The sequence below is a fragment of the Streptomyces sp. BR123 genome, from assembly GCF_013401435.1.
GTDB lineage: Bacteria > Actinomycetota > Actinomycetes > Streptomycetales > Streptomycetaceae > Streptomyces.
In genome coordinates, this window is sequence record NZ_JACBGN010000110.1 from 1 (window position 1) to 21,995 (window position 21,995).

At 73.8% G+C, this 21,995-nt stretch carries 19 protein-coding genes; 7 read left to right on the top strand and 12 right to left on the bottom strand.

Translation table 11 applies throughout. The features are described 5' to 3' along the window. Positions 1–444 precede the first annotated feature (444 nt). Entirely contained in the window at positions 445–1,452 is a 1,008-nt protein-coding gene (locus HYE82_RS18455; protein WP_179175194.1) for a stage II sporulation protein M, read from the bottom strand. Between the two features lie 126 nt (positions 1,453–1,578). On the opposite strand from HYE82_RS18455, the gene HYE82_RS18460 reads away from it, so the two are divergent. Beyond that, positions 1,579–2,517, top strand: coding sequence for an RDD family protein (locus tag HYE82_RS18460; RefSeq protein WP_179175195.1), 939 nt, complete (start codon positions 1,579–1,581; stop codon positions 2,515–2,517). Between the two features lie 31 nt (positions 2,518–2,548). After that, positions 2,549–2,857, top strand: coding sequence for a hypothetical protein (locus tag HYE82_RS18465; protein WP_179175196.1), 309 nt, complete (start codon positions 2,549–2,551; stop codon positions 2,855–2,857). A gap of 21 nt (positions 2,858–2,878) precedes the next feature. Here the strand turns inward: HYE82_RS18465 and HYE82_RS18470 are convergent, their stop codons facing one another. Then, positions 2,879–3,502, bottom strand: coding sequence for a hypothetical protein (locus HYE82_RS18470; RefSeq protein WP_179175197.1), 624 nt, complete (start codon positions 3,500–3,502; stop codon positions 2,879–2,881). Between the two features lie 88 nt (positions 3,503–3,590). After that, entirely contained in the window at positions 3,591–5,027 is a 1,437-nt protein-coding gene (ahcY, locus tag HYE82_RS18475; RefSeq protein WP_179175198.1) for an adenosylhomocysteinase, read from the bottom strand. Positions 5,028–5,350: 323 nt separating this feature from the next. Between ahcY and lepB the strand changes: the two genes are divergently transcribed. Continuing rightward, the gene (gene lepB, locus HYE82_RS18480; protein WP_179175199.1) at positions 5,351–6,058 is read left to right on the top strand and encodes a signal peptidase I; all 708 of its coding nucleotides are present in this window, start codon (positions 5,351–5,353) and stop codon (positions 6,056–6,058) included. Positions 6,059–6,160: 102 nt separating this feature from the next. On the opposite strand, the gene HYE82_RS18485 is transcribed toward lepB, so the two are convergent. From HYE82_RS18485 to HYE82_RS18510, 6 genes are all read right to left on the bottom strand, one after another. Then, positions 6,161–7,129, bottom strand: a complete 969-nt coding sequence (locus HYE82_RS18485; protein WP_179175200.1) for a cation diffusion facilitator family transporter — start codon at positions 7,127–7,129, stop codon at positions 6,161–6,163. Positions 7,130–7,235: 106 nt separating this feature from the next. Beyond that, positions 7,236–8,393, bottom strand: a complete 1,158-nt coding sequence (gene manA, locus HYE82_RS18490; protein ID WP_179175201.1) for a mannose-6-phosphate isomerase, class I — start codon at positions 8,391–8,393, stop codon at positions 7,236–7,238. 43 nt (positions 8,394–8,436) lie between these two features. Beyond that, positions 8,437–9,573: an SIS domain-containing protein gene (locus HYE82_RS18495; protein ID WP_179175202.1), complete on the bottom strand. Its 1,137-nt coding sequence runs from the start codon at positions 9,571–9,573 to the stop codon at positions 8,437–8,439. 96 nt (positions 9,574–9,669) lie between these two features. After that, the gene (locus tag HYE82_RS18500) at positions 9,670–9,855 is read right to left on the bottom strand and encodes a Trm112 family protein (RefSeq protein WP_054222355.1); all 186 of its coding nucleotides are present in this window, start codon (positions 9,853–9,855) and stop codon (positions 9,670–9,672) included. Positions 9,856–9,988: 133 nt separating this feature from the next. Further along, entirely contained in the window at positions 9,989–11,359 is a 1,371-nt protein-coding gene (locus tag HYE82_RS18505; protein ID WP_179175203.1) for a phosphomannomutase/phosphoglucomutase, read from the bottom strand. A 128-nt stretch (positions 11,360–11,487) separates the two neighbouring features. Beyond that, the gene (locus HYE82_RS18510) at positions 11,488–11,868 is read right to left on the bottom strand and encodes a DUF3499 domain-containing protein (protein ID WP_179175204.1); all 381 of its coding nucleotides are present in this window, start codon (positions 11,866–11,868) and stop codon (positions 11,488–11,490) included. A 153-nt stretch (positions 11,869–12,021) separates the two neighbouring features. Between HYE82_RS18510 and HYE82_RS18515 the strand changes: the two genes are divergently transcribed. Beyond that, positions 12,022–12,486 (top strand): metallopeptidase family protein, encoded by a 465-nt coding sequence (locus HYE82_RS18515; protein ID WP_309144367.1) that lies wholly within the window; start codon positions 12,022–12,024, stop codon positions 12,484–12,486. 77 nt (positions 12,487–12,563) lie between these two features. Here the strand turns inward: HYE82_RS18515 and HYE82_RS18520 are convergent, their stop codons facing one another. From HYE82_RS18520 to HYE82_RS18530, 3 genes are all read right to left on the bottom strand, one after another. Further along, positions 12,564–14,024 carry a DUF5719 family protein gene (locus HYE82_RS18520; RefSeq protein ID WP_179175209.1) on the bottom strand — a complete coding sequence of 487 codons (1,461 nt, stop codon included), beginning with the start codon at positions 14,022–14,024 and terminating at the stop codon, positions 12,564–12,566. Positions 14,025–14,038: 14 nt separating this feature from the next. Next, positions 14,039–17,848 (bottom strand): glycosyltransferase family 2 protein, encoded by a 3,810-nt coding sequence (locus HYE82_RS18525; protein ID WP_179175205.1) that lies wholly within the window; start codon positions 17,846–17,848, stop codon positions 14,039–14,041. A 198-nt stretch (positions 17,849–18,046) separates the two neighbouring features. After that, positions 18,047–18,310: a WhiB family transcriptional regulator gene (locus HYE82_RS18530; RefSeq protein WP_003983763.1), complete on the bottom strand. Its 264-nt coding sequence runs from the start codon at positions 18,308–18,310 to the stop codon at positions 18,047–18,049. Between the two features lie 635 nt (positions 18,311–18,945). On the opposite strand from HYE82_RS18530, the gene HYE82_RS18535 reads away from it, so the two are divergent. From HYE82_RS18535 to HYE82_RS18545, 3 genes are all read left to right on the top strand, one after another. Beyond that, entirely contained in the window at positions 18,946–19,557 is a 612-nt protein-coding gene (locus tag HYE82_RS18535) for a cysteine dioxygenase family protein (RefSeq protein WP_179175206.1), read from the top strand. 130 nt (positions 19,558–19,687) lie between these two features. Continuing rightward, a complete protein-coding gene (gene cofD / locus HYE82_RS18540; protein ID WP_179175207.1) occupies positions 19,688–20,647 on the top strand; it encodes a 2-phospho-L-lactate transferase in 960 nt (319 codons plus the stop codon). Then, positions 20,644–21,969, top strand: coding sequence for a coenzyme F420-0:L-glutamate ligase (locus HYE82_RS18545; RefSeq protein ID WP_369009813.1), 1,326 nt, complete (start codon positions 20,644–20,646; stop codon positions 21,967–21,969). Before cofD ends, HYE82_RS18545 begins: the two co-directional genes overlap by 4 nt. The last annotated feature ends 26 nt before the right edge of the window (positions 21,970–21,995 follow it).

Below are 21,995 nucleotides of genomic sequence, written 5' to 3' on the forward strand. Positions count from 1 at the left end.
CAAAGGAACCTCATCCACCGGAGTGGACGGGGTATCAACTTCTGGCGTTGATTTTTGGCACGCTGTTGAGTTCTCAAGGAACGGACGCTTCCTTCGTACTCACCCTCTCGGGCTTTCCTCCGGGCTTTCGTTCTTGCGTTTCCCACTCTATCAGAGTGTTTCGCGCTTCGCTTTCCGGGTTCTTCGCTTTCGCGTTTTCCCTTTCCGGCGATTCCGACTCTATCAGAAGTTTTCCACCGGATTTCCCGGCTTCGGATTCCTGGATGAGGAGTCGGTTGTGCCCCGCTCGAATTGGATTCCCTGGGGGCGAAGTCGATTTCAAACCGTCGCTGCCGAACTGTCCCGTTCGAGGCAACCGTTAGAATCTACCTCCCCGGTCCGACCGTGTCAACAGTCTTTCCGGGACGACGAGGAGACTAGCAGCTCCGCAGGCTCGTGCGCACATCAGGCCGCGGTGGGGAGGGTGGCCGTGCGGTCGGCGGCCTCCACATCGCCCGCCTCGCCGTCGCGCGCGGCCCTGCCGCCCAGCACGTAGACGTACGCCAGGAACACGGCCTCGGCGGCGATGCCGATGCCGATCCGCGCCCAGGTGGGAAGCCCGGACGGGGTCACGAAGCCCTCGATCAGGCCCGAGACGAACAGGACGACCGCGAGGCCGATGGCCATGCCGAGGGCGGCCCGGCCCTGTTCCGCAAGGGCGGCGCGGCGGGTGCGGGGCCCCGGGTCGATGACGGTCCAGCCGAGCCGCAGGCCCGTTCCGGCGGCAACGAACACCGCGGTCAGCTCCAACAGGCCGTGCGGCAGGATCAGGCCGAGGAACACGTCCAGCCGGCCGGCGGAGGTCATCAGCCCGATGCCGACGCCGAGGTTCACCATGTTCAGGAAGAGGATCCAGAGCACGGGGATCCCCAGGAAGGCGCCCAGCACCAGGCACATCGCGGCCGCCTGGGCGTTGTTCGTCCACACCTTGGCGGCGAAGGACGCCGCCGGGTGGCTGGAGTAGTAGGTCTCGTAGCCGCCCCCCGGCTGCGTGAGCGCCTTCAGCTCCTCCGGCGCGGCGATCGCCGCCTGCACCTCGGGGTGCGTCGCGATCCACCAGCCGATCAGCACACCGAGCAGGGTGGACAGCAGCGCGGTCGGTATCCACCAGCGGCGGCTCCGGTAGACGGCCGCCGGGAAGCCCTCGGTGAAGAAGCGGGCCGCGTCGCGCCAGCTCGCGCGCCGGGCGCCCGTCACGGTGGCCCGGGCCCGGGCCACGAGCTGGGTGAGCCGGCCCGTGAGCATGGGGTCCGGGGTGCCGGACTGGATGAGGGAGAGGTGCGTGGCGGCCCGCTGGTAGAGCGAGACGAGCTCATCGGCTTCGGCGCCGGTCAACCGGCGGCCGCGCCCCAAAAGCTGTTCGAGGCGGTCCCATTCCGCCCGGTGGGCCGTGACGAAGACGTCGAGATCCATGCGGTTGCCGCTCCCCCTGCCCCTGGCCCCTGCCGCCGGGCGTCCTTCGGCGCTACTTCTTCCGTGGTCAGCTTGGCAGACTGGGTGGCCGAGGGGTGGGTCCGGGCGCGGGAAGGGTGTGCAGCGGTGAGTGATCTGGTGACGGGGGACGCGGTCGTCCTGGGGCTGAGGCCCGCACGGCTGCCGAGTCGGGCCCTGGCCTTCTTCCTCGACCTGCTCGTGTACGGCACCGGCTATCTGGCGATCACGGTCGGGCTGGCCTACGCGACCGCGTCCCTGGACGAGGCCGCGCAGGCCGCGGTCGCGGTGGCGAACACCCTGCTGGTGCTGGTCGGCGTACCGATCGCGGTGGAGACGCTCAGCCACGGCCGGTCGCTCGGCAAGCTCGCCTGCGGGCTGCGGGTGGTCCGGGACGACGGCGGTCCGGTCCGTTTCCGGCACGCGCTCGTGCGCGGGGCCATGGGGGTCGTGGAGCTGCTGCTGACCTTCGGGTCCGTGGCCTGCATCGCCTCGCTGGTGTCGGCGCGGGGGCGGCGGCTGGGAGACGTGTTCGGGGGGACGCTGGTCATACGGGAGCGGGTGCCGGGGGCGCCGGTGATGCCGGTTCCGGCGCCCCCGCCGTGGCTGGCCGGGCGGTTCACGGGGCTGGACCTGTCGGCCGTACCGGAGGGGCTGTGGCTGGCGATACGCCAGTACCTGACCCGGATGAACCAGCTGGACCCGCAGGTGGGGGCCGCGATGGCGGCGAAGCTGGCGGACGACCTGGTGGCCCGTACGGGAGCGCCCGCGCCGGCCGGGGTGCCGGCGGCCGCGTTCCTGTTGGCGGTGGTGCACGAGCGGCAGTCGCGGGACGCGGCCCGGGCGTTCTCCGCGGGGGCGGGCATGCCGGGTGCCCTCCCGGGCGGGGCGCCCGGTGCGTACGGCCCGCCCGCGGCGGCGCCCTCGGGGAGCACGCCCGCGCCGGCGGCTCCGGCCTTCGCGCCCGCGCCCGCTCCTGTGCCGGCGGCCGTGCCGCCGTCGGGTGGCGAGCCGGTGCGGTCGACGGGCTTCGCGCCGCCCGCGTAGGGCTGTCGGTGGGGCCGCCTACGCTGCCGCCATGTCAGTCAACATCGATCTTGCATTCGACGTCACCGGTGTCGCCGACGAGCCGCAGGCCTGGGCCGTCGTCCGGGCCCTGTCGCAGCTGATGTACGAGGAATGCATCGAGAACCAGGTGACCCTGGGCGTGGCCGTGGACGACGACGGCGCGTACTTCGTCTCCGGGGAGTCGGACTTCCCGCTGTGCGTGTCGCGCTTCTACCTCTGGCAGCCGGAGTTCGAGAAGTCCTTCGCGGCGACGGTCGCCGAGGTCGCGCCCGATGCGAAGCCCGCGGTCCGGTGGGGGTTCCCCGACGAGGAGTACTGACCGGGCCGGGGCCGCGGTCGGTCAGGCCTCCGGCGGGAAGACCGACGGCGGGGTCTCCAGGTGTTCGAGCTCGATGCCCGGGGCCGACAGGACCACGTCACCGGCCAGGTGGACCGTGTGGACCTCGCCGGTGTCCAGGGCGGTGAGCCGGTACTCGTCGACGACGAGCGGCCCGCTGTCCGTCGCGTGCTCCGTGCGCCCGACGAGGGCCCAGGCCTGGTCGACCGTACGGGGGGCCAGTACCGGATCGGTGAGGGCGACGAGCCGGACCCGGGTGGCGGGTGCGCCGAGCGCGGGCCGCAGCAGGCGGGCGGTGGCGACGAGGAAGGCCGGCGAGGTGCCGGTGAAGGCGGCCGCGCGGACGTTGCCCTCGGTGGCCTCGGTGCCGGTGGGGTCGGAGCGGACCCAGGTGACGCCGTCGATGGCGGCGCCCCGGACCTGCCAGCCCGCGGCGTTGACTTCGAGGCGGATGGGGCGGCCGAGTTCGTCGACGGCCAGGTCGACGGAGCCGCGGTGGTCGCCGCCGGGGCCGGTCAGCTGGGAGACGTAGCGCCAGCCGGAGGGGCCGGGGGCGCAGTTGAAGTGCTCCTCGCCGAGGCGGGTGCCGTCGTGGGGGTCGTGGAGCGAGTAGCGGCCGCGGGGCATGGGGCGGGTTCCTCGGGTAAGGGGCAGGCCCCCGGCGACTTGCGCCGGGGGCCTGCCTGGGTGTCGTGCTGCTACCGCCGGGCGGTGATCAGTAGCGGTAGTGGTCCGGCTTGTACGGGCCTTCGACGTTAACGCCGATGTACGCGGCCTGCTCCGGGCGGAGGGTGGTCAGCTTGACGCCGAGGGCGTCGAGGTGGAGGCGGGCGACCTTCTCGTCCAGGTGCTTGGGCAGCGTGTAGACGCCGATCGGGTACTCCTCGGGCTTGGTGAAGAGCTCGATCTGGGCCAGGGTCTGGTCCGCGAAGGAGTTCGACATCACGAACGAGGGGTGGCCGGTCGCATTGCCCAGGTTGAGCAGGCGGCCCTCGGACAGCACGATCAGGACCTTGCCGTCGGGGAAGGTCCAGGTGTGGACCTGCGGCTTGACCTCGTCCTTGACGATGCCCTCGATCTTGGCCAGGCCGGCCATGTCGATCTCGTTGTCGAAGTGGCCGATGTTGCCCACGATCGCCTGGTGCTTCATCTTGGCCATGTCGGAGGCCATGATGATGTCCTTGTTGCCGGTCGTGGTGATGAAGATGTCGGCGGTCTCGACGACCTCGTCCAGGGTGGTGACCTGGTAGCCGTCCATCGCGGCCTGAAGGGCGCAGATCGGGTCGATCTCGGTGATGATGACGCGGGCGCCCTGGCCGCGCAGCGACTCCGCGCAGCCCTTGCCGACGTCGCCGTAACCGAAGACGACGGCGGTCTTGCCGCCGATGAGGACGTCGGTGGCCCGGTTGATGCCGTCGATCAGGGAGTGCCGGCAGCCGTACTTGTTGTCGAACTTCGACTTCGTCACGGCGTCGTTCACGTTGATCGCCGGGAACAGCAGGGTGCCTTCCTGCATCATCTCGTACAGGCGGTGGACGCCGGTCGTGGTCTCCTCGGTGACACCGCGGACGTCGGACGCCAGCTGGGTCCACTTCTGGGGGCTCTCGGAGAGGGTGCGGCCCAGGAGGGTCAGGATGTGGCCGTACTCCTCGGAGTCCGCCGTCGACGGGTCCGGGGCCTCGCCGGCCTTCTCGAACTCGACGCCCTTGTGGACGAGGAGGGTGGCGTCACCACCGTCGTCGAGGATCATGTTCGGGCCGCCGGTGGGGGTGTTCGGCCAGGTCAGCGCCTGCTCCGTGCACCACCAGTACTCCTCCAGCGTCTCGCCCTTCCAGGCGAAGACCGGGACGCCCTGCGGGTTCTCCGGGGTGCCGTTCGGGCCGACGGCGATGGCGGCGGCCGCGTGGTCCTGGGTGGAGAAGATGTTGCAGGAGGCCCAGCGGACCTCGGCGCCCAGGGCGACCAGGGTCTCGATCAGGACGGCCGTCTGCACGGTCATGTGCAGCGAGCCGGTGATGCGGGCGCCGGCCAGCGGCTGCGCCTGCGCGTACTCGCGGCGGATCGACATCAGACCCGGCATCTCGTGCTCGGCCAGGGTGATCTCCTTGCGGCCGAAGGCGGCAAGGGAAAGGTCTGCGACCTTGAAGTCCACGGGTGCTGCTCCTCATGGTTCGAGAGGTGGGTACGGCTGAGCCGCGCATCGCCTGGGGCGGTGCACCGAGCGCTCAGTCCGTCGGGGGCCCTCTCTCCCCTCGGCCGGTCGTGAGGACCGCCCGACCGCCATCAGCAGCGACGCCTGACACTGGTGTCGAATCTACACCGATCACCGGGCGGACCCCAGTGGATGGGGGAAAGAGATCAAGGAAAAGAGACCGATCGGTCCGGTCTCCGTGCCTGCGGGCCGGCGGCGATGCGCGGATCCGGTCCGGGTTCCGTACGCTTCCGGCCACCACACTTATGCGGAAGGACGGATTCATGGGGCGCGGGCCGGGGCGGGGACTGGGCATCTGGGCGAGAGTGCTGCTGGCGCTGGGGACGGTGATGGTCGCGGTGCCGGCGGCATGGGCGCTCGCGGTGAACCAGCAGGCGGTCCGGGGGTACTCGGTGCCCTCGGAGAGCATGTACCCGGCGTACCGGCCCGGGGACATCGCCTATTTCGCGCTGGGCGACGCCGGGGAACTGGGCGTCCGGCGCGGGGACGTGGTGCTCTTCGACGCTCCCGGATGGCGGCTGGGAGGCCCGGGGATCAAGCGTGTGGTGGCCCTCGGGGGCGACCGGATCGCGTACCGCGCGGGTGACGCCGCGCTCCGGCTCAACGGGCAGCCGCTGGATGAGCCGTACCTGAAGGACCGGCGGCTCCCGGCGGCCGTCTCCTTCGAGGTCACGGTGCCGGAGGGGCGGATGTTCGTGATGGGGGACAACCGCGGGAACTCGCTGGACTCCGCCTTCCGCACCGGCGACCCGGGCCACGGCTCCCTCCCGCTGTCGGCGGTGACCGGCAAGGCCGTTGAGCGGCCGACGGCGCTGATCGTCGCCGGCGGTGTCATGTTCGCCGGCTTCGCGGTCCTCCTGGTCGGCGGCGGTCTCGGGACGGGCGCGTGGGTGGCCCGCCGGCGGGCCCTGCGGCGTGGACCGGCGGTGCGGGAGTCGGAGCCGCGGGTCCCGATGGCTCCGGCGCCCTGACCGGGCCGCATCCCGACGGCGGAGAAGCCCCCGCAGCACGCGCTGCGGGGGCTTCTCCGTGAGCCGTGGGCCCGGCCGGGGGCATCGGCCGTGGGTCCCGGGTCAGTGGGCGCCGGGGCCGCCCGGGGTGGCGGCCGGGTCGTGGCCCGCGGCCGCCGCCTCCTCGCTGTAGATGTCCGGCTCCAGGTAGATCACGCGGGCGATCGGGACCGCCTCGCGGATGCGGGCCTCGGCCGCGTCGATCGCCGCGGCGACGGTCGCCGCCGAGTCCTCGTGCCGGACGGCGATCTTGGCGGCGACGAGGAGCTCCTCGGGCCCCAGGTGCAGGGTCCGCATGTGGATGAGGCCGGTGACGGTCTCGCCGTCGACGACCGCGGTCTTGATCTTCTCGATCTCCTCCAGGCCCGCGGCCTCGCCGAGCAGCAGGGACTTGGTCTCCACGGCCAGGACGATCGCGATCAGGATGAGCAGGGTGCCGATGGCGAGGGTGCCGATGCCGTCCCAGACGCCGTCGCCGGTCAGCAGGGCCAGGCCGACGCCGCCCAGGGCGAGCACGAGGCCGACCAGCGCGCCGAGGTCCTCCAGGAGGACGACCGGCAGCTCGGGGGCCTTGGCCCGCTTGACGAACTGGCTCCAGGTGAGGCTGCCGCGGAGCTCGTTCGACTCCTTGATCGCCGTACGGAAGGAGAAGCTCTCCGCGATGATCGCGAAGACCAGGACGCCGATCGGCCACCACCAGTCCTCGATCGGGTGCGGGTGCTTGATCTTCTCGTAGCCCTCGTAGAGGGCGAACATGCCGCCGACCGAGAACAGGATGATGGAGACCAGGAACGCGTAGATGTAGCGCTCGCGCCCGTACCCGAAGGGGTGTTGCGGTGTTGCCTCGCGCTGGGCCTTCTTCCCGCCGAGCAGCAGCAGTCCCTGGTTCCCGGAGTCCGCCAGCGAGTGGACGCTCTCCGCGAGCATCGACGACGAGCCGCTGAAGACGAAGGCCACGAACTTGGCTACCGCGATGGCGAGGTTGGCGGCGAGTGCCGCCACGATCGCCCTGGTTCCGCCCGACGCACTCATGGGTGCCTGATGTCCCTTCCTCGGTACGGCGGCCCAGGCCGGGGCGCCGCGCTACGGCCGCACATTCTTGCAGCCGCCGCCGCGGGCTCCGGTCCGGGCGGCGGTGTCAGAGGACGACGGTGGCGCGGTAGACGGTGCCCGTCCCGGACAGTTCGGCCTCCTCGCCGGCCGGTACGAACACCGACTCGCCGGGTGCGAGGGCCAGTTCGCCGGCCTTCGGGCGGCCCGCCGTGCACAGCAGGATCTGCGGGGCGCCGGAGGGCAGGGTGCGGGGTGCGGCGCCGGGGGCGAGGGTGAAGCGGGAGAGCCGGAACTCGTCGATGGGCGTCTCGTAGACCTCCTCGCCGTTGCCCTCGGGGCGCAGCAGTGCCGGGTCGCCCGGTTCGAAGCGGACGATCCGCAGCAGTTCGGGCACGTCCACGTGCTTGGGGGTGAGTCCGGCGCGGAGCACGTTGTCGGAGTTGGCGAGCAGTTCGACGCCGAGGCCGTCGAGGTAGGCGTGGGGGACGCCCGCGCCGAGGAACATGGCCTCGCCCGGCTGGAGTCGGACGTGGTTGAGCAGCATGGCGGCGATCACGCCCGGGTCGCCGGGGTGGTGGTGCACGAGGGTGGCGTACGGGGCGTACGGGCCTGCGAGGCGTTCGGCGGCGGCCGCGGCCTCGGCGACGGAGTGGGCCATCTCGTCGCGGTCGGCGGTGAGTACGGCGGTGAGCATCTCGCGCAGGGCCGCCTCCTCGGGGTGGGCCTGCAGCAGGTCCACGTACGGCTTGAGGGAGTCGACCTCCAGGCCGGCGAGGAGCCGGGCGGCCTCCAGGGGCGGGCGGAAGCCGCACAGTCCCTCGAAGGGGGTGAGCGCGCAGAGCACCTCGGGCTTGTGGTTGGGGTCCTTGTAGTTGCGGTGGGCGGCGTCCATGGGAATGCCGCGGCGCTCCTCCTCGGCGTAGCCGGCGCGGGCCTGTTCCCGGTCGGGGTGGACCTGGAGGGAGAGCGGCGCCCCGGCGGCGAGGATCTTGAAGAGGAAGGGCAGGCGGGGGCCGAACTTGGCGACGGCGGCGGCGCCGAGCTCGCGCTCGGGGTCGGCGGCGATGACGTCCGCGAGGGTGGTTTCGCCGGCGCCGCGGTCGAGGCGGGAGGGCGCACCGGGGTGGGCGCCCATCCACAGTTCGGCCTGGGGCTCTCCGGTCGGCTCGATGCCGAGGAGCCCGGGGATCGCGGTGGTCGATCCCCAGGCGTAGGGGCGGATCGTGTTCGTCAGGCGGTCCATCGTCGTCCGTCTTCCTGGATGAAGGGCAGGCCCGTGACCGTGCTCAGCCGTGTCCCCGGGTGGCCGCCAGCGCGAGGTAGGCCGTGGCGAAGTCCGTGACGGCGAGGAGTTCCGCGAGCTGTTCGAGCTCGCCGCCTTCCTCGGGTTCGAGCTCGCTGACGGCCGTGTCGTGGCTGAGGGCGAGTTCACGCGCGGCCGGGGCGGCGGAGAGCCCGCCCGCGGGCCGGTCGCGCAGCAGGACGACGCGGGCGCGGAGGGCCTGCGACTCCTCGACCCGGTCGCGGAAGAAGTCCTCGGGGTCGGCGCCCGCCGCAAGGGCACCCGCGAGCAGCACACCGTGGGCGGGCAGGGCCTCGGGGAGGTCGGCGGACAGGGCGGGGCGGCCGGCGAGCTCGGCGAGGGTGGCGGCGAAGCGGCGGCCGGCCGGGCCGGCACCGGCGCCCTCGCTCCAGATGAGGGGGAGGGAGTCGGCGAGTTCGGCGGCGAGGGTCTTGGCGGGGTTGGAGTAGGTGGCGATGGCCGGGCCGCAGCGTTCGGCGGTGCGGTCGAGGCGGTCGGCGACGCGCTGGAGGGCCTCGGGGTCGGCGGTGATCAGGCCGACCTTGTCGAGCAGCAGCAGGAGCGGGGTGAGCAGGGCCCACAGGGCGCCGGGGCCGGCGGCGGCGGACTCGTCGTACTCCTGGTACGGGGCCTTGGCCATGGGGACGAGGAGTCCGTGGGCGCCGTCGACGGCCTCGGTGAGCGGGGAGCGCTCGGGGGCGACGGCGACGACGGTGCAGCCCCGCCGGTAGGCCTGCTCGGCGAGGACGGCGAGGCCGGGTTCGGTGCCGTCGGTGGTGGTGATGAGCAGCAGGTCGACGGGGCCGGCCCAGCCGGGCAGGGTCCAGCGAAGCGCGCCGGGGGCGTGCGCGACCCCGGTGGGGTGCAGCCGGGTGACGGGGGCGGAGGCTCCGGCGAGGGCGCCGAGCAGGTCGGCCACGCCGCTGGCGGCGGTGCCGGGGCCGGCGATGAGGACGGCGCGGGGCCGGCCGTCGGGGCGCAGGTCCGCCAGGCCTGCCTCACCGGCGTGCCGGGCTGCGGTGCGGACTCTGGCCCCGGCCTCGGCGGCGCCGCGGAGCAGGCCGCGGCGGTCGGCGCGGGCGAGCTCCTCCGGTGCGTCGAGGAGCGACTCGTCGAGCATGGCGGCCTCCGGCTGGTTCAGAAGGGCGGGCGACTCGGTTGCTCGGGCGCCCGGCGCTGCGGCGGGCGCCCTGTGCGTCGTGCGGCTGGTGCGTACTCAGGCGGGGCGGCGGGCCTCGTCCACGAGGAGGACCGGGATGCCGTCGCGGACCGGGTAGGCGAGGCCGCAGTCCCGGCCGGTGCAGATCAGCTCGGGAGCCGTCTCGTCGGCCGACTTGTCCTCCAGGGGAGAGTGGCAGGCGGGGCAGGCGAGGATCTCCAGAAGGCCGGCTTCGAGCGGCATGGGGCGCTTCCCTTCGAACATGCGGATTGGGCGAGGTCAGCGTACCGCCGGGCCGCGTCTCGCGCGGCCCGGCGGTGGCCCGGTCCGGTCGGACGCGGTCCGATCGGACGCGGACTGGCCGGGGGCGGGCCGGTCAGGCGCGGACCAGGGCGAGGACCTCGTCGCGGACCCGGGCGAGGGTCCCCGGTTCGCGGGCCTCGACGTTGAGGCGCAGCAGCGGCTCGGTGTTGGAGGGGCGCAGGTTGAACCACCAGTCGGCGGAGGTGGCGGTGAGGCCGTCCAGCTCGTCGAGGGTGACGCCGTCGGCACTGCCGTACGCGGCCTTGACGGCGGCGATGCGGGCGGCCTGGTCGGCGACGGTGGAGTTGATCTCGCCGGAGCCGGCGTAGCGGTCGTAGGAGGCGACGAGGGCGGAGAGGGGGCCCTCCTGGCCGCCGAGGGCCGCGAGGACGTGGAGCGCGGCGAGCATGCCGGTGTCGGCGTTCCAGAAGTCCTTGAAGTAGTAGTGCGCCGAGTGCTCGCCGCCGAAGATGGCGCCGGTACGGGCCATCTCCTCCTTGATGAAGGAGTGGCCGACGCGGGTGCGGACGGGGGTGCCGCCGTTCTCGCGGACGACCTCGGGCACGGACCAGGAGGTGATCAGGTTGTGGATCACCGTGCCGGTGCCGCCGTTGCGGGCGAGTTCGCGGGCCGCGACGAGCGCGGTGATCGCGGACGGGGAGACGCCCTCGCCGCGCTCGTCGACGACGAAGCAGCGGTCGGCGTCGCCGTCGAAGGCGAGGCCGAGGTCGGCGCCCTCGGCGCGCACGCGGACCTGGAGGTCGACGATGTTCTTCGGGTCGAGGGGGTTGGCCTCGTGGTTCGGGAAGGTGCCGTCGAGCTCGAAGTACATCGGCACGAGTTCCAGCGGAAGGCCGTCGAAGACGGTCGGGACGGTGTGGCCGCCCATGCCGTTGCCCGCGTCCACGACGACCTTCAGGGGGCGGATCCCGCCGACGTCGACGAGCGACTTGAGGTGCTCGGCGTAGCCGAGGAGGGTGTCCTGCTCGGTGACGGTGCCGGGGGTGGTGCCCTCGGGGACCGGGGGGAGGCCTTCGTCGGACCACTTCTCGACGAGCTCGCGGATCGTCGCCAGGCCCGTGTCCCGGCCGACGGGGGCGGCGCCGGCGCGGCAGAGCTTGATGCCGTTGTAGCGGGCCGGGTTGTGGGAGGCGGTGAACATCGCGCCGGGCAGGTCGAGCTTGCCGGAGGCGTAGTACAGCTGGTCGGTGGAGCACAGCCCGATCAGGGTGACGTCGGTGCCGCGGGCGGCGGCGCCGCGCGCGAAGGCGGCCGACAGGCCGGGCGAGGAGGGCCGCATGTCGTGGCCGACGACGATCGCGGTGGCGGCGGTGACCTCGACGAAGGCGGCGCCGAACAGCTCGGCCAGCGATTCGTCCCACTCGTCGGGCACGACGCCGCGTACGTCGTACGCCTTGACGATGTTCGAGAAATCTGCGGCCACTGCCTGCCCCTCCTGAAAGGTCCTGTTGCGGTGGCCCAACCTACCGTGCAGGGAGATCCTCCCACCGGGCCGCGCCTCTTGGGGAGGACGGCCGTCAGGACCCGGCGGCCGTCAGGACGCGGCCGCCGTCAGGAGTCGGGGGAGCGCAGCACCCGCAGGTGCCCGCGGCGGGTCTCCCCGCCCGATCCCGGACCGCCCTGGGCGGGGCCGCGGCCGGCCTCGGCGGCGCGGTCGTGCGGGCGGGCCGCCTCGCGGACGGCGTTGGCCAGCGCTTCGAGGTCGTCGCCGCTGGGGCGGGACGGACCCGACCCGTCGGTCAGGCGCACGACGTCCCAGCCGCGGGGTGCGGTCAGGCGCTCGGAGTGCTCGGCGCACAGGTCGTAACAGTGGGGTTCGGCATACGTGGCGAGCGGGCCGAGAACTGCGGTCGAGTCGGCGTAGACGTACGTCAGGGTCGCGACGGCAGGGCGGCCGCACGCAGTGCGCGAACAGCGACGTACAAGGCTCACGACGTTGGACGGTACCGCACTCTTGACCGGGCCGCGACGACTCTCCCGCCGGTCACTCCCCCGTGTCGCCTCCGCGACGGGGCCCGGCGGCCCCCGAAACGCCCCGGTCGGGGCCCGTTTCGGGGCTACGCTGCGGGGGTGACCGACAGCCCCGTGCCACCTCGCGCACCGCATCCCGCAGAACCCCCCGCCGAACCGCGCGTCCGCCGCCGCGACCGGCACGGGCGGGGGATGCGCGGTCCGGTGGCCCCGCCCCAGGTGCCGCTGGCCGCGAGCCGGGCCGAGCTCTTCGGCGACCTCGTACGGGATTCGGTGGAGCGGCTGGAGCGGCGCTGGCCTCAGCTGGCCGACGTGGAGTTCCTGGTCGCGGACGTGCCGGGGCCGCCGGGCGGCCCGGACGCCGGCTGGAACGACGAGGCCGTGCCGCTGGGCGCGCTGTCGGAGGCGTCGGGCCCGGGGCGGCCGGCGCGGATCATGGTGTTCCGTCGGCCGGTGGAGATCCGGTCGAAGACGCGGGACGACCGGGCGCTGCTCGTGCACGAGATCGTGGTGGAGCAGGTGGCGGAGCTGCTGGGGCTGTCCCCGGAGACGGTGGACCCGCGGTACGGCCAGGACTGACGCCGCGCACGGCGCCCGGCGCGACGCCGTGCGGGGTGCGGGTCCGCCCCGCGCGGTCCGCCCGGCGGCGCGGCCGGCTACCGGGTGAGCACCGAGAGGTCTTGGACGGCCTTGGGCACCGGGACCGTGCCGCGGTCGTCGGACAGGGTCTGGACGGTGAACATCACGATGCCCTCGTGGGGCAGCGTCAGGGTGCGGGCCGCGTGGACCGGGCCGCCGGAGAGGGTCTCGACCGTCAGCGCGTAGGCGCCCTTCGCCCCGCCCGGGGCCAGGGATACGGTCTGCGTGGTGCCCGCCTTGACGGTGACCTCCTTCGAGGCCGGCTCGCCCGCCTCCGTCCCCGGGGAGGCCGTGACCTTCACCTTCGCGTCGGCCCCGGCCGCGGTCAGCGACAGCACGCTCGCGTTCTCGTCGGCCCGGTTGTCGGGGACGGTGGCCCGCGCCCCCACCGGCCCGGCGGCCGGTACGAAGGCCAGCTCCTGCTTGGCTCCGCTGCCGCGGACCACGCGCAGCGCCGCCACGACCGGCACGGCCTTCTTCGGGTCGGCCGGGGCGAGCAGCAGCGAGCCCGCCTCGCCGCGGGTGACGTCGCCCAGGTCCACGCTCGCCGTCATACCGGCCTTGACGTGCAGCTTCTCGGTGCCGGCCGGGCTGATCGAGCCGTTCGGGCCGGCCAGCTTCACGGAGAGGTCGGCGTCCTCCTCGCCGGGCGCGAACGCGACCAGCCTCACGGAGGTGGCGTCCGCGGGGATCCCGGGCAGCACCCGGTCGGGGGCCGGATCGGCGGAGGCCGGCAGCCAGTCCGCCCCGACGCCCTCCTCGCAGGCCTGGAGCGAGGCGCCGACGCGGCCGGCGCGGGTGGTCACGTGGGCGGTGACGTCGGCGAGCTCCTTGCCGGGCGCGAGGGAGGCCAGCGAGATCGCCTTGGTGGAGCGGGGGTCGATGCGGATGTTCTCGCTGACCCCGGTCTCGTCCTTGACCAGGCCGTCCGGGCCGAACATCTTGATGTCGATCACGGCTGCGGTGTCGTCCGGGTTGGTGAGGTGCACGTAGTCCTCGCGCCCCTTGGCCGTGCTCGCGCCGGGGAACCAGAAGTCGGTGCCGGGGGCGGTGCAGCCGACGCCGAGCAGGCCGCGGGCCCGGCCCACGGAGACCTTCGTCGTCTGCTGGGCCGTCCAGCCGGGGGCGAGGACGCCGTCGGCGATGCCGGCCAGGCCGGGGGCCTCGGCGCCGGAGGCGGTCGCCCCGACCGGCCTGCCGCGCTCCTTCGGCTCCAGGACGGGCTTGGCCTCCTTGGTGGCGCCGAGCAGGCGGGCCGAGCCCTTGCCGCCGCCGGCCGCGCCGGGGGTGATCGCCGTGTACGTGGTCTCGGCGATGTCGGAGGAGCTGGGAGCCGGGCAGACCAGCTCGGACCGCTCGACCGGCATCCGGACCGCGGCCGTCTTGCCGCCGTCGGCGGCGGCCGGGGCGGCGGGCGCGGTGAGGTGGGCGAGGCCGGCGAGGGTCGCGAGGGCCGCGGCGGCGGCCGCCAGCGTCATGGGTGCGCGCTGCTTCACTGCTGGGGGCTCCCGTCGGGACGCTGGCCGTGCTGTCCGTAGGCGTCGTACGGCTGCTGGGCGTACGGGTGGGGGGAGTACGGCTGCGGGGCGTGCGGCTGCTGGGGGTAGGCCTGGTGGAGGTCGTGGCCCTGGGGGTCGTGGCCCTGCCGGTCGTACGGGTGCTGCTCGGGGTCCGGCGCGGCCTGGGCGGGTACGTACGGCTGCTGCGGGGCCTGCTGCCCGTAGGCGTAGCCCTGGCCGGCGGGGGTCGGGGAGGCGTACGCCTGGTCGGCGTACGGCGGGTCCGGGTACGGCGGGTCGGCGTACATCTGGTCGCCGTACGGCTGGTCGGCGTACGGCTGGTCGGCGTACGGCTGGTACGCGTAGGACTCCTCCCCGTAGACGGGCTGTGCGGGGATCCCGGCGTACGGGTCGGCGACGGCTCCCGCGGGCTCGGCCTCGGTGACGGCGGCGGGGGCGGTCGCCCCGTCGGTCTCGACTCGCAGGCGGCGGGCCCGGCGGCCCTCGCCGGCCTCGCCGGGTGCGGGCCGCTCGGGGGCGGCGTCCTCGTCCGGCAGGTCGTCGTCGAGGCTCACCCGGCGGCCGGGCAGGGCCATCACGAGCAGCAGCAGGACGAGCGCGCCCTGGGCCCAGTGCCAGGCGGTCCGGGGGAAGGAGTCATCGTGGACGAGGTCGAGGCGGCCTCCGGCGGCGGGCAGTTCGAAGCCCTGGGCCCAACCGTCGAGGGTCTTCGCCTTGAGCGGCTCGCCGTCGAGGGTGGCCCGCCAGCCGGGGGCGGCGCTGTCGGCGATGCGCAGGACGCGGCCGGCCTCGCCCGCCGGGATCCTGGTGTGGGCCTCGACGGGGCCGGAGGCCACCGGGATCGGGGCCTCGCCCGGCTTGCCGGAGACGATGACGGCGCGGGCGACCTGGCGGTCCACGCGCCACAGGGCGGCGCCGTCGAGCTGGCTGAGCCGGCTCAGGCCGGGGGTGGTGTCGAGGACCTTGTGCATCTGCTGCGGGGAGCCTTCTCCGCCTTCGGTTCCGCCGGGGCGGGGGGACCCCGAGCGGAGAAGGACGTAGCGGATGCCGTATCCGCTGAGCTGGTCGCTCTGGTCTGCGCCGGATCCGGCGACGAGGCTGGAGACGACCTTGTCGAGGGCGGGGGTGCTGCCGGCCGCGGCGGCGACTTCGGCGTCGCCGAGGCCGGCGCCGGAGCCGCGTACGAGGGTGTAGGAGACGGTGGCGGGCGAGGTGCCGCCGAGGACGAGGGTCCGGGCCTGGTCGCGCGTGCCGCCCTCTTCGGCGACGAAGGCGGGAACCTGGACCGGGTCGCGACGCTCCAGCGGGCCGGCGGCGCCGGAGAGCGCCCAGGCGGCCGCGGCGAGGAGCGGGCCGGCGGCGGCCGCGAGGGCGATCAGGGCGGCGGCGGGCTGGCGCCAGCCGAAGCTGCTGGCGGCGAGGCGCTCCCTGGCCCCGTCCGCGCCGACGGCGGCGGCGGCGAGGAGGGCGAGCCCGTACACGAGGACGGCGGGTCCGGCCCAGCCGGTGCGGTCCAGGACGACGGCGAGGGCCAGCGCGGCGAGGGCGGCGGTCCAGGCGGCGCGGACGGCGAGCCGCCGCTCGGCGCGCAGCAGAGCGGCCAGGGCGGCGAGGACGATGCCGAGGAGGAGCAGGCCGCCGGGGGTTCGGGGGCCGCCGGGGCTGAGGCCGACGAGGTCGAGGGCGCCTGCCTGGCCGGCGGCGCCGGGCAGGCCGGCCTCGTCCAGGAGGCGCCCGGGGTGCAGGAGCAGGCCCGGGAACCAGGGGGCGAGGACGAGGATCGGGACGGTGAGGGAGGCGAGCAGCCGCAGCCCGTACGCCTTCCGTCCGCCGCGGCGCCGCACCGCCGCGGCGGTGCCGAGGACGGCGGCGAGCGGCCACACGACGGGGGTGAAGGCGGTGGCGAGGGTCAGCAGGAGGGTGTACGTCCACACCGCGCGCCGTCCGCCCCGCTGCTCGGGAGCGCCGGCCGCGGTGCCGCAAGCGCCGACGCCGAGGGCGGAGACGGCGGAGCGGGCGAGGAGGGGGAGCAGGATCGCGAGGACGGCGGTGCCGAGGCGGCCGCCGGCGAGGGCGCCGGTGACGGCGGGCAGGAAGGCGTAGGCGACGGCGGCCCAGGCGCGCAGCAGCCGGGAGCCGACGAGGGGCCGGGAGGCGAAGTAGGCGGTGAGCCCGGCGAGCGGGACCGAGCAGACGAGCAGCAGGGTCAGGGCGGCGTCGGTGGAGCCGAGGAGCAGGGTGGAGAGGGCTCCGAGGACGGCGAGGTAGGGGGGTGCGCCGACGGTGGATCCGGTTCCGACGGGCTGCCAGTCGCGCGTGTAGCGGTGCCAGAGGTCGAGGCCGCTGTCGGGGGCGGGCAGCAGGGCGCCGCCCATGAGGGAGCCGCCGCCGAGGAGGCCGCGGCAGGCGATGACGGAAACCAGCAGGAGGAGGGCGAAGAGGACGGGCGCGGGGTTGCGGGCGATCCGCTTCAGGCGCGCGAACTGTTCGACGTGGAGGTAGTCGGCGTCCTCGCCGCCGGGGCCGGGCTCGACGGCTCCGCCGTGCCGGCCGGCGGCGGCGCTGTCGGTGTCGCGGCCGCTGCCGCTGCCGAGGTATCCGGCGAGTTGTTCGGCGCCGGCCCGTACCGTGGCGCCGGGCGGCGGGAACAGGGGGCGCAGTTCCTTGGCGGCGACGGCGGGGCGGCCGCGCCGGCGGCGGGCGCCGAGGATGCGGCCGGGGCGCAGCAGGGTGGCGAGGAGGCCGGTGAACTCGTCGACGGCCTGGCCGGGGGCCTTGCCGACGAGGCAGGCGAGGGTGCGCAGCACGGTACCGGTGATCAGGCGCAGCAGGACGTACGGGAGGGCCCGGCCGGAGGTGTTGGCGAGCATCGTGTAGACGGCGCCGGCCTTGTCGACGCGGTGCGGGCTGACGGCGCTGCGGCCGGCGCAGTCGACGGTGCGGCGCTCGCGGGCGGCGGCCTCGGCGTGCCGCAGGACGGCGTCGGGGGCGACGAGGACGGTGTGGCCGGCGCTCTGGGCGCGCCAGCACAGGTCGACGTCGTCGCGCATGAGGGGCAGGCGGCGGTCGAAGCCGCCGAGTTCGTCGTAGACGTCGCGGCGCACGAGCATGCCGGCGGTGGAGACGGAGAGGACCTGGCGGACCTGGTCGTGCTGGCCCTGGTCGTGTTCGCGGCGGTCGAGGCCGGTCCAGCGGCGGCCGTTGCGGGCGATGGTGACGCCGGCTTCGAGGAGCTGCCTGTTGTCGTACCAGCCGCGCAGTTTGGGGCCGATGACGGCGGCGTCGGGGTTCTCCTCGGCGACGCGCAGCAGCTCGGTGAGGGCGTCGGGCTCGGGGGCGCTGTCGTCGTGGAGCAGCCACAGCCACTGGACGGGTTCGCCGTGGGGCAGTTCGGGGAGGTCGTAGGTGTCGTCGCGCCAGGTCCGGCTGACGGGGTCCCAGCCGCTGGGGCGCTTGAGGTAGGGGAGGTCCTCGGGGGTGAGGGTGCCGGCGGAGCGGGCGGCCTCGTCGACGGCGGCGCCGAATCCGCTGCGGCGGGCGAGGTGGAGGACGCGGTCGTCGCCGAGGGCCTCGGAGAGCAGCCGGGCCGAGTCGTCGGCGCTGCCGGTGTCGGCGGCGACGTGGTTCTGGGCGGGGCGTTCCTGGCCGAGGAGCCCGGCAAGGGTCCTGGGGAGCCAGCGCGCCCCGTCGTGGGCGACGAGGACCGCGGTGACGACGTGCCGGGGGAACTGGGGAGTGGCGTCAGCCTGGTGGGAGGCCGTCGACTGGCTGTGCAGGGACATCGCTCTACTGACCCTCCGGCCTGGGGGTCCCCCCGGGCGGCCGGAGGGAGGATCCGGGGGTGGTGTGCCCCTCGGAGGCTGCTGGACAGCGCCCCACACTAACGGCTGGGAACACACCGGTCCGCCTCCTGCGGGGAAGGGGCAGGAGGCGGACCGTGTGGTGTGCTTGTGGAGTTGTCCGGCGTGTGGCGGGAGCGGTCAGACGGCGGCCTTTTTCAGCCTGCGGCGCTCGCGTTCGGACAGGCCGCCCCAGATGCCGAATCGCTCGTCGTTGGCGAGGGCGTACTCAAGGCATTCGGAGCGGACTTCGCAGGCGAGGCAGACCTTCTTGGCCTCGCGGGTGGAGCCGCCCTTCTCGGGAAAGAAGGACTCGGGGTCGGTCTGAGCGCACAGGGCGCGCTCCTGCCATCCGAGCTCTTCGTCCGCTTCCTCGACCAGCAGTTCCTGAAACAGCTCGGTCATGTGCGCCCCTCGCTCTGTCTGTGCATCCCCGTGGTGGCGTCGTTACTCATCGCTACGTAACGACACGAGTGAAATTACAAGTGGGGGGCTCCAGCGCAGTCAAGCTGGGATCTGCTATTGGGGCCCTTATTCACTCTGCGGAACCAAGGCTATGCAGAAAGTGATCAAATCGCCAAAAATCGTGACACAAGCCACTGACGTCCAACCGCGCCCACTTCACCCGCAACCGACGCGGCACCCTGCGGACCGGTTGCAATCCGGCCAAAGAAGCGGCACAGATCACATTACGATCACGAGTTGACATCGCACGTTTGAACGGGGCAACAGCGGTACCCGGAGCGCCATCTCCCCGGCCGCGGGGTGCACAAACCTTTCTCCGATCGCGTTAACCGGATCAGATGAACCTTTTCCGCCAAACCGGCCATTGGGTTGACAGTCCGGCCCCGCACCCGGTCTCCTAGTCCCCATGTCAGTGACCGCAGCCGCCGAGAGGACCCCCGTTCGTGGGTTCCTGCGCGCTGCCCAGGTCCGCTGTTGCTGTTGCAGCTGTTGATGCCTTCGGAGCCCCCGGCTCCCCTGAGCTCCGGCCACCCCCACAGCAACCGCCAGAACCCCTGACATCCCCGAGGACCGCTATGCGCACCCCCGCACCCACTGCTTCCGCTTCCGCTTCCGCTTCCACGACCTCCGCCGACCCGGCGGCCGAGCGCCCGGCGGTCACGGAGAGCGACCTCCAGATCGCCGGCGACATCCTCGCGGTCCAGCACCTCCTCCAGCCCGCCCGAGAACACCCGACCACCGTCGCCGAGTTCGCCGGCCTCGCCCGCTCCATCGCCGAGGACCGCGCGAGCTGGCAGCACCTCGTCCGCTACGACGCCACCACCCGCTGGTACCACCGCCTGCGCACCGTCCCCCAAGCTCTCGGCTCCGCTCGAGCAGGGGGTGCCCCCATCGGCTACGAGGTCTGGCTGCTCAGCTGGGTCCCCGGCCAGGGCAGCGGCCGCCACGACCACGGCGCCTCCTCCGGCGTCCTCACCGTCCTCGACGGCGCCCTCACCGAGCACAGCACCCGCGGCGCCCTCACCCTCCGGGCCGGCGCCCAGCGCGTCTTCGCCCCCGGCTACGCCCACGAGGTCGTCAACGACAGCCTCGACGGCGCCGTCAGCCTGCACGTCTACTTCCCCGGCCTCACCGAGATGCCGATGCACAACTGCTCCCCCGCCCAGCCCGAGGCCCTCTCCGTCTGACCGGGCGCGCCCGACAGGCCCGCCCGTCGCCCGACCACCACCCCTCAGGTGACAGCCTGCGGCTGACAGGCCCGCCCGTCGCCCGACCACCACCCCTCAGGTGACAGCCTGCGGCTGACAGACTGTCTGCATGCGCATTGTTGTTCTGGCCGGCGGCATCGGCGGCGCCCGTTTCCTCCGCGGACTCAAGTCGGCAGTCCCCGACGCGGACATCACGGTCATCGGCAACACCGGTGACGACATCCACCTGTTCGGGCTCAAGGTGTGCCCGGACCTCGACACGGTCATGTACACCCTCGGCGGCGGCATCAACGAGGAACAGGGCTGGGGCCGCGCCGACGAGTCCTTCACCGTCAAGGAGGAACTCGCCGCCTACGGGGTCGGACCCGGCTGGTTCGGCCTCGGCGACCGCGACTTCGCCACCCACATCGTCCGCACCCAGATGATCGGCGCCGGCTATCCGCTGAGCGCCGTCACCGAAGCCCTCTGCGACCGCTGGCAGCCCGGCGTCCGGCTGCTCCCCATGTCCGACGACCGCGTCGAGACCCACGTCGCCGTCACCGACACCGGCACCGGCGAACGCCGCGTCATCCACTTCCAGGAGTACTGGGTCCGGCTGCGCGCCTCCGTCGACGCCGAAGCCGTCGTACCCGTCGGCGCCGAACAGGCCAAGCCCGCGCCCGGCGTGCTCGAAGCCATCGCCGCCGCCGACGTCATCCTCTTCCCGCCGTCCAACCCGGTCGTCTCCGTCGGCACGATCCTCGCCGTACCCGGCATCCGCGAGGCCGTCGCCGGCGCCGCGGCGCCCGTCATCGGCCTCTCCCCCATCGTCGGCGGCGCCCCCGTACGCGGCATGGCCGACAAGGTGCTGGCCGCCGTCGGGGTCGAAGCCACCGCCGCCGCCGTCGCCCGCCACTACGGCGCCGACCTCATCGACGGCTGGCTCGTCGACACCGCGGACGCGGACGCCGTCGCCGAGGTGGAAGCCGCCGGGATCGCCTGCCGCGCCGTGCCGCTGATGATGACCGACCTCGACGCCACCGCCGAGATGGCCCGCGCCGCCCTGGCCCTGGCGGAGGGCGCCCGGTGAGCGTGCCCACGCCGTCGCCTTCGCCGTCGCCCTCGCCCTCCTACGAGGTGTGGGCCGTCGCCGGGATACCGGAGGTCCGGCCCGGCGACGACCTGGCCCGGCTCGTCGCCGACGCGGCGCCCGGACTCCGCGACGGCGACGTCCTCCTCGTCACCTCGAAGATCGTCTCCAAGGCGGAGGGCCGCATCGTCCGGGCCGACTCCCGCGAAGAGGCCATAGACGCCGAGACCGTACGGGTCGTCGCACGCCGCGGCCCGCTGCGGATCGTCGAGAACCGGCAGGGCCTGGTCATGGCCGCCGCCGGCGTCGACGCCTCCAACACCGAGCCCGGCACCGTCCTGCTCCTGCCCGAGAACCCCGACGCCTCCGCAGCCGCGATCCGCGCCGGACTGCGCGAACTGCTCTGCGTCGACGTCGGCGTCATCGTCACCGACACCTTCGGACGGCCCTGGCGGGCCGGGCTGACCGACGTGGCCATCGGCGCCGCCGGCGTCCGCGTCCTCGACGACCTGCGCGGCGGCACCGACGCACACGGCAACCCGCTCAGCGCGACCGTCGTCGCCACCGCCGACGAACTCGCCGCCGCCGGCGACCTCGTCAAGGGCAAGGCCGCCGGACTGCCCGTCGCCGTCGTACGCGGGCTCGGGCACGTGCTCGGCGACGGCGCCACCGCCGCCCAACTCTTCCGGGCCGCCGCCGACGACCTGTTCCGCCTCGGCACCTCCGAAGCAGTACGGGAGGCCGTCACACAGCGCCGCACGGTACGGGCCTTCACCGCCGAGCCGGTCGACCCCGCCGCGGTCCGGCGGGCCGTCGCGGCCGCCGTGACCGCCCCGGCGCCCCACCACACGACGCCGTGGCGGTTCGTCCTGCTCGAATCCGAGACCGCGCGGCGCGAACTGCTCGACGCGATGCGGGACGCCTGGATCGAGGACCTGCGGCGCGACGGCAAGACCGAGGAATCCATCGCCCGGCGGATCCGGCGGGGGGATGTCCTGCGGAACGCGCCGTACCTGGCCGTGCCGTGCATGGTCATGGACGGTGCGCACACGTACGGGCACGCCCGGCGGGACGCCGCCGAACGGGAGATGTTCGTCGTCGCGACCGGCGCCGGCGTGCAGAACTTCCTGGTCGCGCTGGCCGGGGAACGGCTCGGTTCGGCGTGGGTGTCGTCGACGATGTTCTGCCGGGACGTCGTCCGCAAGGTGCTGGGGCTGCCGGAGGACTGGGAGCCGATGGGGGCGGTGGCCATCGGGCACCCCGCCGCGTCGCCGCCCGAGCGGGTGGCACGGCCCGCGGACCCCTTCATCACCGTCCGCTGACCCACCCGGCCCGAGCGGGGCCCGCC